General features: G+C 70.7%; 9 protein-coding genes, 1 pseudogene and 1 riboswitch. Of the genes and pseudogenes, 2 read left to right on the top strand and 8 right to left on the bottom strand.

What is annotated here, in order from left to right; all coding sequences use genetic code 11:
• Window positions 1-184: 184 nt before the first annotated feature.
• The 8 genes from cobJ to GBZ48_RS35010 form a co-directional block, all read right to left on the bottom strand.
• Window positions 185-958: a precorrin-3B C(17)-methyltransferase gene (gene cobJ / locus GBZ48_RS35045; protein ID WP_174475243.1), complete on the bottom strand. Its 774-nt coding sequence runs from the start codon at window positions 956-958 to the stop codon at window positions 185-187.
• Window positions 955-1,710, bottom strand: coding sequence for a precorrin-2 C(20)-methyltransferase (locus GBZ48_RS35040; protein ID WP_174475242.1), 756 nt, complete (start codon window positions 1,708-1,710; stop codon window positions 955-957). Before GBZ48_RS35040 ends, cobJ begins: the two co-directional genes overlap by 4 nt.
• Window positions 1,707-2,345 (bottom strand): precorrin-8X methylmutase, encoded by a 639-nt coding sequence (locus GBZ48_RS35035; protein WP_174475241.1) that lies wholly within the window; start codon window positions 2,343-2,345, stop codon window positions 1,707-1,709. The genes GBZ48_RS35040 and GBZ48_RS35035 overlap by 4 nt, the downstream gene beginning before the upstream one ends.
• Window positions 2,338-3,738, bottom strand: a complete 1,401-nt coding sequence (gene cobG, locus GBZ48_RS35030) for a precorrin-3B synthase (protein ID WP_174475240.1) — start codon at window positions 3,736-3,738, stop codon at window positions 2,338-2,340. Before cobG ends, GBZ48_RS35035 begins: the two co-directional genes overlap by 8 nt.
• Window positions 3,735-7,151 (bottom strand): cobaltochelatase subunit CobN, encoded by a 3,417-nt coding sequence (cobN, locus tag GBZ48_RS35025; protein WP_174475239.1) that lies wholly within the window; start codon window positions 7,149-7,151, stop codon window positions 3,735-3,737. The genes cobG and cobN overlap by 4 nt, the downstream gene beginning before the upstream one ends.
• Window positions 7,152-7,237: 86 nt before the next feature.
• Window positions 7,238-8,299, bottom strand: a complete 1,062-nt coding sequence (gene cobW / locus GBZ48_RS35020) for a cobalamin biosynthesis protein CobW (protein WP_174475238.1) — start codon at window positions 8,297-8,299, stop codon at window positions 7,238-7,240.
• Window positions 8,300-8,313: 14 nt separating this feature from the next.
• Window positions 8,314-9,099, bottom strand: a complete 786-nt coding sequence (locus tag GBZ48_RS35015; RefSeq protein WP_174475237.1) for a CbtA family protein — start codon at window positions 9,097-9,099, stop codon at window positions 8,314-8,316.
• 10 nt (window positions 9,100-9,109) lie between these two features.
• Window positions 9,110-9,301, bottom strand: a complete 192-nt coding sequence (locus GBZ48_RS35010) for a CbtB domain-containing protein (protein ID WP_174475236.1) — start codon at window positions 9,299-9,301, stop codon at window positions 9,110-9,112.
• Window positions 9,302-9,346: 45 nt separating this feature from the next.
• A riboswitch (cobalamin riboswitch) is annotated at window positions 9,347-9,577 on the bottom strand.
• A gap of 330 nt (window positions 9,578-9,907) precedes the next feature.
• Here GBZ48_RS35010 and GBZ48_RS35005 point away from each other — a divergent pair.
• The gene (locus tag GBZ48_RS35005) at window positions 9,908-10,684 is read left to right on the top strand and encodes an ABC transporter ATP-binding protein (RefSeq protein WP_174475235.1); all 777 of its coding nucleotides are present in this window, start codon (window positions 9,908-9,910) and stop codon (window positions 10,682-10,684) included.
• Window positions 10,677-10,826: pseudogene (locus GBZ48_RS36605) on the top strand (ABC transporter ATP-binding protein); the annotation flags it as partial. The gene GBZ48_RS35005 and the pseudogene GBZ48_RS36605, both read left to right, overlap by 8 nt.

The following is a 10,826-nucleotide window of genomic DNA, read 5'->3' as shown; positions in this document are numbered from 1 at the left end:
GGCTGGAGGGGATGGGCTGAGGCTTCCCTCCGCGGATTCCCCCTCTCCCCCCCGGGGAGAGGGTCGGGGTGAGGGGGGAGCATCGCGTGACTTCCTGGGAATCCACGCCGCGCGTCCCCCTCACCCAGCCCTCTCCCCGGGGGGGAGAGGGTTACTCGCGGCGGGTTGGCTGTCGTACCCATCCTCACCCCCGGTAATGCCGGGGTGTGTAGACCCAGCGCCCGCCGTCCGCCCGCGCCACGAACCGCGTGTGCGAGGCGCCGATGATGACCAGCGTGCGCATGTCGGCCTGCTCCGCCCGCACCTCGCCCAGCGTCGTCACCGTCAGTTCCTCGTCGGGGCGGCCGACGGCGCGGCCCAGCACGATGGGGGTATCAGGCGCGCGGATGTCGCGCAGGGCGTCGAAGGCGGCTCCCAATTGCCAGGGGCGGGCCTTGGAGATCGGGTTGTAGAGCGCGATGACGAAATCCGCCTCCGCCGCCAGACGCAGGCGCCGCAGCACCACCTCCCACGGCTTCAGATTGTCGGACAGCGAGATGGCGCAGAAATCATGACCGAGTGGCGCGCCGGCCCGCGCCGCGGCGGCCTGCATGGCGGAAACGCCGGGATCGACCGAGAGATGCACCGCTCGCCACGCTTCGGGCGCGTCCGGATCGTCCAGCGCCTCGAAGATGGCGGCGGCCATCGCGAAGATGCCGGGATCGCCGCCCGACACCACCGCCACCCGCCGCCCCTGCGCCGCCAGATCGAGCGCAAAGCGGGCGCGGTCCAGCTCCACCCGGTTGTCGGAGGCGTGGCGCACCTGATCGCCCGGCGGCACGCGCTCGACATAGGGGAAATAGCCGACGAGGTCGGTCGCTTCGGCCAGATCGCGCCGGGCCTCCGGCGTCAGCCAGCCCTCCGGGCCTGGGCCGAGCCCGACAACCTTAAGCCAGCCATTGTTTTCGGGACCGCTCATCCGCGCTTGCCCTCGCCCGGAATGACGATTTGGGAGAAGTAGGGGGCGACGTCCGGCGCCTCCAGGAAGGGCATGAAGCGCTGCTCGTCCATGCTGGCGCGCTCGACATACCAAGCCCGCTCCGCCAGCCCGGCGGCGGCGATGGCGCGGCGGACCTTTGGCAGGTTCTGGCCCAGCTTCATCACCACGCAGGCATCCGCCGCCGTCAGGGCGCGGACCAGCGCCGCCTCGTCCAGCGTGCCGGGGATCACCGACAGCACGTCGTCGCGCAGCATCAGCGGCCGCGGCAGCAGCGAGGCGCTGCACACCATGCTGGTGACGCCGGGAATGACCTCCGCCTTGAAGCGGCCGGACAGACGCAGGAACAGATGCATGAAGGAGCCGTAGAAGAACGGATCCCCCTCGTTCAGCGCCGCGACGGAGCGGCCGGCGGCGAGATGCTCCGCGATGCGTTCGGCGGACTCGTCGAAGAAGGCTTCGATCTGGCGGCCATAGTCCGGGTGGGTCGGCGGCAGTTCCACCGTCACCGGATAGACCATCGGCAGCTCGATCTGGTCGGGCCTGATCGCCTGATCGGCAATGCGGCGAGCCTGCCCCCGCGTGCCGCGCTTGCAGAAATAGGCGACGACCGGGCAGGCGCCGATGGTGCGCACCGCCTTCAAGGTCATCAGCTCCGGATCGCCGGGGCCGACGCCGACGCCGAACAGGGTGCCCGGAGTGGATGGATTGGGAATGGAAATAGCGCCGCTCATTCGACGTCGCTCGCCAGCGCGTTGACGGCGGCGGCGGCCATGGCGCTGCCGCCGCGCCGGCCGCGGATCGCCAGATAAGGCACGCCGAAGGGATTTTCCGCCAGCGCCTCCTTGCTCTCCATCGCCCCGACGAAGCCGACGGGGAAGCCGAGGATCGCTGCCGGCTTCGGCGCGCCGGCCGCCAGCATCTCCAGCAGGTAGAACAGGGCGGTCGGCGCGTTGCCGATGGCGACCACCGAGCCGCCGAGCCGCTCGCCCCACAGGTCGAGTGCAGCGGCGGAACGGGTGTTGCCGATGGCCTTCGCCAGATCGGGCACGGCGGCGTCGCGGAGCGTGCAGACCACGGCGTTGCCGGCCGGCAGGCGGGCGCGGGTCACGCCATGGGCGACCATTTCGCTGTCGCAAAGGATGGGGGCGCCGGTGCGCAGGGCCGCACGGGCGGCGCTGCCGACATCGGGGGAGAACAGCAGATCCTGGGCCGCATCGACCATGCCGCAGGCGTGGATGACGCGCACCGCCACCGGCTTCAGGTCGTCGGGGATGGCTGACAGGTCGGCCTCCGCCCGGATGGTGGCGAAGGACTGGCGGTAGATGGCCGCTCCGTCGCGGATATAGTCGTAGAGCGGCTCAGGCACCGGTGGACTCCTCGGTCAACAGATCCGCGACGCGGGCCACGGCGTCGGCGGGGGACAGGCCGGTGTACGGGGAAGCGTCACCGGGTTTTGCGTTCAGGGCGACGTCATACACCCCGTCGCGGGCGGTCAGGGTGACATCGGCGATGGCGGGATGGGCGCAGCCCTTGGCGCAACCCGACACATGCACCATTCGCACAGGGTCCAGCAAGGGGCCTGCGCGCTCGGCGATGGCGAGCGCCGTCGCATGGGTGTCGGTCGTGCCGACATCGCAGCCGCCGGCGCCGCTGCAGGCGGTCAGCTTCAGCCGGCGGTCGGTGTGAGACAGGATGGCGCCGTGGGCGTGGGCGACGGCCTCGGCGTCCTTGGAGGGAGCGACGAGGATGAGGGCGCGCCAGGGGGTGATGCGGATCTCGGCGCAGGCGGAGGCGAGGGCGGCGAGGGTGGTACAGGTGAGGCGGCCGAAGGGGAAGGCGGTGGTGAGGAAGGCCGGCGCTACCCCAACGCGACATCCCTTCTCTCCCCCGGGGAGAAGGTCAGGATGAGGGGGTTCGGCATCGCCGAAGACATCCATGAGATGCGTCCCCCTCAGCTTGATCCTCTCCCCGCTTTCGGCGGACCAGAGGTCCGCCTGTCGCGTCAGCGCAAACGAAGTTTGCGCGTGAGCGGGGGGGAGAGGAGAAATCAAGGAGGAGAGGCGCACTCCAAACGGTTCGGCACCGATTGCCGCGACCAGACCCGCCATGCGGCGTGGCGGCTCTGGCAGTGTCGCGCGCAACTCCAGAAAGGCACGCCCGAGCACCGACGCCACATCCGCAACGTCCTCCGCCCGGCACAGGCCCAGAGCTGCCGCCTTCGCCAGCGTCCCGCCCAGCGACACCCGGAACCGCTCGCCATCCACCGCGTCCAAGCGTACGTCCGTGCTGCCGTCCGCCAGATGGCCGATGCCGCCGCCGCAAACCAGCCAGCCGAACTTCGGCGGCAGGCGATGCAGAGCCGCATCCTCCGCAAGCCGCGCATCCAGCGTACGCGCCACCGCCCGTACGTCCATCGCCGCCGTGGGATCCAGCCCGGCGGTGGGGGAGCACAGCACGTTGCGAACCGCCTCGCTCGCCGCATCGCCGGAGACGTATCCCATCCCGCGCAGAGCCTCGGTCACCGGCTCCAGAGCATCGGCGGCGATGCCGCGCAGTTGCAGGTTGCCGCGCTGGCTGAGGTCGATCAGGCCGTTGCCGTAGCGGTCACTCAACTCCGCGATACGGCGCGCGTGATCGGCAGGCAGCACGCCGGCCGGAACGCGGACGCGCAGCAGGAAGCCGTCGCCGACCTGCATCGGCACCAGCACGCCGGGGCAGGCGCCGCGGCGTCGTGGCTGGGTGGCGACAGGGTTGGTCATGCGGCGATCTCCCGCAGGCGCCGCAGATCCTCCGCGGTGGAGTTGCGGCGGGGATGCCACAGGCCGCGGTCGAGCGCCTCGCTCATGCGCGCCAGAATGTGCCGGGCAGCGGCAGGGTTGGCATGCGACAGGAAGTCCCAGACCTGCGCATCCTCGACGTACGCGTCGAACAGCTGGTCGAAATGGGCGGGACGTACGGCGTCGGTGGTGGCGGCGAAGGCGAACAGGGTGTCGACGCTTGCCGCCAGTTCCGCCGCGCCGCGATAGCCGTGGCGCATCATGCCCTGGATCCAGCGCGGATTGGCCGCCCGGCCGCGCAGGGTGCGGGCGATCTCCTCCGCCAGGGTGCGGATGGCGAGCTTGTCCGGATCGGCGCTGTCGAGATGGTAAAGAGCCGGTTCGGAGTCCTCCAGTGCGGCAGCCGCGGCGAAGCCGCCCTCGAACTGCATGAAGCCGTCGGTGGACAGCACGTCGTGCTCACGCTGGTCCTGGTGGTGGACCAGCGCGTCGGCACCACCAACCCGGCGGCGGAACAAGGCTGGCAGCGGAACCCCCTCCAGCCCGGCGCCATAGGCGTGGCAGCCGCCCTCCAGATAGGCGGCGCCGAAATCGGCCCGGGCGGTCCAGTCGCCGCGCGCGATCATGCTAGACAGCGCCGTGCCGTAGATGCCGGGGGCGGCGCCAAAGATGCGGGCGGTGGCCCAGCGGCGGGCATCCTCCGCCGCAGTGCCGGATGCTGCCAGGCGCTGTTCCTCGGCCCGCGCGGTGGCGGCCAGCGGGTTGGTGTCGTCGGGCTCGTCCAGCCCGGCGACGGCGCGCACCGCCTGATCGAACAGGGCGATCTGCTGTGGGAAGACGTCGCGGAACAGGCCGGAGATGCGCAGCGTCACGTCGACCCGCGGACGGCCCAGCACGCCGGCCGGCATGATCTCGTAGCCGGTGACGCGGCCGGAGCCGTTCTCCCAGATCGGACGCACGCCGAGCAGGGCCAGCGCCTGGGCCAGCTCGTCGCCGCCGGTGCGCATGGCGGGGGTGCCCCAGCAATCGACCACCAGCCGGCGCGGCCAGTCGCCATGGTCCTGGAGATAGCGGGTGATCAGCGCATCCGCCGCCTGCCAGCCCAGCGTCCAGGCGGTCGGCGTCGGCACGCCGCGCGGGTCGAGTGCATAGAGGTTGCGGCCGGTCGGAAGCGTGTCCGCCCGTCCGCGCGCCGGCGATCCGCCGGGGCCTGGGCGGATGAAGCGGCCGTCCAGCCCGTCGAGCAGCGCCCGCATCTCCGCCTCGCCGCAGGCATCGACTGCCGTGGCGACCGTCGCCGGATCGGCGGTCCGCGCGACGGCAGCGGTCAGCCGGTCGCGGCGCTCACCGGCCGGGCTGTGGCCGAAGACATGCAGGCCGTCTCTGATCTGCAACTCCTTGATGTCGCAGAGATGGGCGTCCAGCCGCGACAGGATGGCGTCGGGATCGTCGTCGGGCCGCAAATTGCAGTCGGCGGCGACGCCCGATTTCCAGGCGAGATCGAGGATCGTCTCGCGCAGCATGCCCAGCCGCCGCGGGTCGAGCCCGGTCGCCTGCGAATATTCGTCGATGGCGGTTTCCAGTGCCGCAAGGTCGCCGTAGAGGCCGGATTCCACCGGCGGCGGGGTCAGATGGCCGATCAGCACGGCGCCCAGCCGGCGGCGGGCCTGCACGCCTTCGCCGGGGTTGTTGACGATGAAGGGATAGAGGGTCGGCAGGGCGCTGCCGACGATTTCCGGCCAGCATTCCGCCGACAGCGCCACCGCCTTGCCGGGCAGCCATTCCAGCGTGCCATGGGCGCCGATCTGCACTAGGGCATGGATGCCGACGGCATGGCGAAGCCACAAATGGAAGGCGAGATAGCCATGGCTGGGCGGGGTGTCGGGGTCGTGGTGCTGGGCGGTGGTCAGGGGCCCGTGGCCGCGGCTGGGCTGCACCGCCACAACGGCATTGCCGCAGGGCAGGGTGCGGAAGGCGAAGGCGCCGTCGCGGCAGGCCGGGTCGGCAGCGGGCTCGCCCCAGGTCCCGGCGATGCGGGCGCGCAAGCCGGGCGGGGCGAGGCGCAGATAGTCGGCGAGCGACAGGGTCGGGGTGGGCGCGCCGGTGAGGGAGTCCATCAGCGCAGCGCCGCTGTCCGGAACGGCGGACAGGCTGTAGCCTTCGGCGGACAGGCGCCGGAGCATCGCCACGGTACTGGCCGGGCTGTCGAGGCCGACGGCGTGGCCGATGCCGCCGCCGGGGCCGGGATAGTCGGACAGCACCAGCGCGACCCGCCGCTCCGCCCGCGGGGTGCGGGACAGGCGGGCCCAGCTCGCCGCGAGGTCTGCGGTGAAGGCGACGCGGTCGGGGATCGGGCGCAGGGCCGGTGCGGCGAATTGCAGGTCGGGGTCGGGCTCCCCCGCCGTCTTGAAGGCGATGGCACGGGCGATGATGCGGCCGTCCATCTCCGGCAGCACGACGTTCATCGCGAGGTCGGACGGCGCCAGCCCGCGCGAGGACGCCTGCCAGCCGGCTTCAGGCGTGGTGGCGAGGATGGCCTGCAGGACCGGGCTGCCGTTGGCCTCCAGCGGCGAACCGTCCTCGCGCGCCGCCGAGAAGGCGGTGGTGTTGACGACGACGGCGGCGTTCTGTGCCATCAGGCTGGCGCGCATCCAGGCGGCGCAGTCCGGCTCCTTCAGGCTGGCGACGAACAGCGGCCGGGGGGCGAGGCCGCGCGCGGCCAGCGCGTCGCACAGGGCATGGACCGGGGCGAGGTCGCCGGCCAGCAGGTGGGAGCGGTAGAACACCACCGGGGCGACCGGCGAGTCGGCGGCTATGGGGGCGGCTATGGGGGCGGCTGCGGGGCCGGTCCAGCCGTTGTAAGCGCCGAATCGCGGGACGGGGGCCGGATCCTCGTGGGGCAGCGGCGTGCCGGCGAGCGTCGCGGCGCAGGCCAGCAGATGGCCGATGTTGGCCGGACCGCCCTCGGTGAAATAGCGCCACAGCCGGTCGGCGGTGTCCGGCGGAACGGTGCCGTAGGCGGTCAGGTTCGGGTCGGGCTGCGCCTCTCCGGACAGGACGGCGAGCGGGATGCCGCGATCCCGGCAGAGGGCGGACAGGCGGTCGAGGCCGTAGCGCCAGTACCCGCTGCCGCCGAGCAGGCGCAGGATCACCAGCTTCGCCTTGGCGATGATGTTGTCGGCGTAGAGATCGACCGACAGGGGATGGCCGAGCCGGTTGAGGTTGGCGAGGCGCAGGCTGGGCAAGTGCTCGCGGCCCGCCCGCCATGCGGTGGCGAGCGCGGTCAGGTCGCTGTCGGAAAAAGACAGCATGACGAGGTCGGCCGGCGTCTGCCCCAGATCTTCCGCCTGGGGGCCGGCGTCCAGTTCGTCCTGGCGGGCGGCAAGCAGGTGCATGGTTTGATGTCCAGGGGCGTTTGCCCCCTCCCCCCTCGAAAACGGTGAAGGTCAAGGAGGGGGCGGACGCCGCAATACCCTAACTCTTACCCGACAACCGCCCGCGTCACCGCATCGCGGTCCAGCCCGGTCTCGCCGATCACCACCAGACGGCTGCGGCGCTCCTCGCCCGGCTTCCACAGACGATCATAGTGGGTCTGGATGCGGGTGCCGACACCCTGGACCAGAAGGCGCATCGGCTTGCCGGGCACGTCGATGAAGCCCTTCAGGCGCAGAACGCCATGCAGGCCGGCGACCTTCTCCAGCGTCATCGCCAGGGTGGCCGGATCGGGCTGCGCCGGCAACTCCACCACGAAGCTGGTGAAGTCGTCGTGGTCGTGGCCCTCTTCGTCGTCATGATGGCTGGGACGGTTGGCGAGATCGTCCTCCACCGCCGCACCGACACCGAGCAGAACCAGCGGATCGACCGCCCCCTGGGAGGCGCGGACCAGCTTGGCGTCGCGGCCGACGGTATGGGCAAGGGCGCCGCGGATCAGCTCCTCGACGCGGGCGAGGTCGCCGTCGGCCAGCAGATCGGTCTTGTTGACGACGATCAGGTCGGCGCAGAGCAGCTGGTCCTCGAACACCTCCTCGATCGGCGTCTCGTGATCGACGGTGCCGGCGGCGTCGCGCTGTGCCTCCAGCGCCGCGGGATCGGGGGCGAAGCGGCCCTCCGCGGCAGCGGCGGCGTCCACCACGGCGATGACGCCGTCGACGGTGACCCTGGTCTTGATCGCCGGCCAATTGAAAGCCTGGACCAGCGGCTTGGGCAGGGCCAGACCGCTGGTCTCGATCACGATGTGCTCGGGCGGCTCCGGCCGGGCCAGCAGCTTTTCGATGGCCGGGACGAAGTCGTCGGCGACGGTGCAGCACAGGCAGCCGTTGGCCAGTTCGATCACGTCGTCTTCGGTGCAGGTCGGGTTGCCGCAGGCGCGCAGGATGTCGCCGTCGATGCCGACATCGCCGAACTCGTTGATGATCAGCGCCAGCCGGCGGCCATCGGCCTTTTCCAGCAGGCCGCGGATCAGCGTGGTCTTGCCAGCGCCGAGGAAGCCGGTGATGACGGTCGCCGGAACCTTTTCGGCGGCCGTTTTCGCAAGAGCGGACATGGGACTGCGCCTCCTTAACGCGCGCCGGGCTGAACCCGCAGGGCCGGGTGCCGCTCGGCCGGCTCGACCACACCGCTCATCAGCCAGCCGCAGACGGAGCCCAGGATCGCCCAGAACAGGGCGGCGGACCCCAGCGAGGCGGTGACGAAGCGGGCGGCCAGTTCCGCAGGAACGGCACCCTCGGCGCTTTCCGGATGGGGGGCGCCGATCAGATGGGGCAGCGCGGCGGCCAGAACGGCGACGGCGATGACCAGACGGTTGCGGGCAAAGGCGAGGGCGGCGATGCCGACGCCGGCACCGGCCGCGGCGGACAGCCACCAGAGCTGGCGCAGCTCCAGCTCCGCCCCGGCCATGCCCGGCAGTTCCGGCGCCAAGCCGAAGGACGGGGCCAGCGAGACGGCGACGAAGCCGCCCATGCCCCAGACCAGCCCGCGGCGGGCATCGACCGGCCGTCCGGCCAGCAGAATCGCGGCCGCCAGCAGCAAAGCATAGGCGACGCCGGCGATCAGATTGGCGGCGATGGTCAGGCCGATGCGCTGCATCGCCTCGTCCAGCGTGACCGGCACGCCTTCACCGACCTCGCGCACGGGGCCATGCTGGTGGCCTTCGGCATGGCTGGTGGCCGGAGTCCCAGCCGGAGTTGGAGCGGCGGCGGTTGCGGGAGGCGGGGTCACCACCTCGTATTTCTCGGCTTCGAGGATCAGCGGGACGGTCGTCGCCTGCTGAACGACGGAAGCGGCCGTGCCGGAGAGCACGCCCGCGACCAGAGCGGCTGTGAACAGCCGCCGGATCAGATCCATGACCCGCTGCTTAGTGGCAGGGGAATGCGAAGGAGTGACGGGCGTCGTGCGCCGCGTCGTGGATCTGCTGCGGCTGGGCGAAGCCGACGCCGTACAGCAGGAAGCTGCCCAGCAGGATCGCGGCAAAGGCGGCAACCGCGGTCTGGGTGGCGCTACGGGCCGCGGAGCCGGCGGCAGCGGTGTTGATCGAACGGGCGGTCATCGAAGGCATCCTTGTTCTCCCGCCACACCCGGCGGGGTTGGAAAAGGTCGGTCAAGTCCGCCGGCAGGTTTCCTGGCTCGCGGGTCGTCGCATCGCCGTCCGCCTTCCCGGCCGCGGAGGGCCAGTGGCATGATGGACGGGATGCTCACCGCTCACAGTTGCGGGGGCAGCCGCGGCATTGGCGCTTCCGGGGATCCCGAAAAGCTCCGCACCGCATTCCCTATTATCCCCACCGCCCGTCAGGACGGGCAGGGCACCGTCGGAGGGCCACCATCGCAGTGCCGCGCGCGTTTGGCAAGCCCGCAATAAGGCGTCTGCCACACGGACGATCTTGCATGCCGACACTTTGGATGCTGTCATGTTTTGTGGACAGAGTGTCCAGGGATCCGACACTTTTCGACGCAAGGATGGGGAGGGGTGACGGGCGGAACAGCGAAACCGCTCAGCGAAACCCGCGGAGAAACAATGGGGCCGGCAGCCCGACCGAAGCGAACCCGCATGTGGCATGCTTCGTGCTTACAACAATCGGTGAAACGTCCCGCCGCACGGCGGCCGCCGGGCATATGCCCAGGACATAAGGACGAACGGGAGGAGAATTCGCGACCGATGAACGCCGCACCGAACGACGACATCATCCTGGAAGCGCGCAACCTGACGAAGGAGTTCAAGGGGTTCGTGGCGGTGAAGGAGGTGAACCTCCAGGTTCGCCGCGGCACCATCCACGCGCTGATCGGCCCGAACGGCGCCGGCAAGAGCACGGTGTTCAACCTGCTGACCAAGTTCCTCACCCCCACCCGCGGCCAGATCCTCTACAAGGGCCGTGACATCACCCGCACCAAGCCGGCCGACATCGCGCTGATGGGTCTGGTCCGCTCCTTCCAGATCTCGGCCGTCTTCCCGCATCTGAGCGTGCTGGAGAATGTCCGCGTCGCCCTGCAACGGCCGCTCGGCACCAGCTTCCATTTCTGGAAATCCGAAGCGTCGCTCCACGACCTGCACGGCCGGGCACTGGAGCTGATCGAGGCGGTCAACCTCACCCCCTGGGCCGGCCATCTGGCGGCCGAGCTGCCCTATGGCCGCAAGCGCGCGCTGGAGATCGCCACCACCCTGGCGCTCGACCCGGAGGTGATGCTGCTCGACGAGCCGCTGGCCGGCATGGGCCATGAGGACATCGAGGGCACCGCGGCGCTGATCAAGCGCGTCGCCGCCGACCGCACCGTGCTGATGGTGGAGCACAATCTGTCGGTCGTCGCCCACCTGTCGGACACCATTACCGTGCTCCGCCGCGGCGAGATCCTAGCGGAGGGGCCCTACGAGGTCGTCTCGAAGAACCCGCAGGTGATGGAAGCTTATATGGGCACGGGGGGGGCCGGACATGCCTGACGGGATGAACACCAAAACAGCGATGCTGGAGATCGCCGACCTGCACGGCTTCTACGGCGAGAGCCATGTGCTGCACGGCGTCAGCCTGGAGGTGCGCCAGGGCGAGGTGGTGACGCTGCTGGGCCGCAACGGCGCCGGCAAG

It is taken from the genome of Azospirillum melinis (genome assembly GCF_013340935.1).
Classification (GTDB): domain Bacteria; phylum Pseudomonadota; class Alphaproteobacteria; order Azospirillales; family Azospirillaceae; genus Azospirillum; species Azospirillum melinis.
The sequence above is the reverse complement of the archived record's forward strand: the minus strand, read 5'-3'. Positions and strand labels throughout refer to the sequence as shown.

What these genes read in the sequence shown, in the direction of transcription:
- GBZ48_RS35005 (WP_174475235.1), top strand. Translation starts at nt 9,908, where the DNA reads ATGAACGCCGCACCGAACGACGACATCATCCTGGAAGCGCGCAACCTG.
- cobW (WP_174475238.1), bottom strand. Translation starts at nt 8,299, where the DNA reads ATGTCCGCTCTTGCGAAAACGGCCGCCGAAAAGGTTCCGGCGACCGTC.
- GBZ48_RS35015 (WP_174475237.1), bottom strand. Translation starts at nt 9,099, where the DNA reads ATGGATCTGATCCGGCGGCTGTTCACAGCCGCTCTGGTCGCGGGCGTG.
- GBZ48_RS35040 (WP_174475242.1), bottom strand. Translation starts at nt 1,710, where the DNA reads ATGAGCGGCGCTATTTCCATTCCCAATCCATCCACTCCGGGCACCCTG.
- cobN (WP_174475239.1), bottom strand. Translation starts at nt 7,151, where the DNA reads ATGCACCTGCTTGCCGCCCGCCAGGACGAACTGGACGCCGGCCCCCAG.
- GBZ48_RS35010 (WP_174475236.1), bottom strand. Translation starts at nt 9,301, where the DNA reads ATGACCGCCCGTTCGATCAACACCGCTGCCGCCGGCTCCGCGGCCCGT.
- cobJ (WP_174475243.1), bottom strand. Translation starts at nt 958, where the DNA reads ATGAGCGGTCCCGAAAACAATGGCTGGCTTAAGGTTGTCGGGCTCGGC.
- cobG (WP_174475240.1), bottom strand. Translation starts at nt 3,738, where the DNA reads ATGACCAACCCTGTCGCCACCCAGCCACGACGCCGCGGCGCCTGCCCC.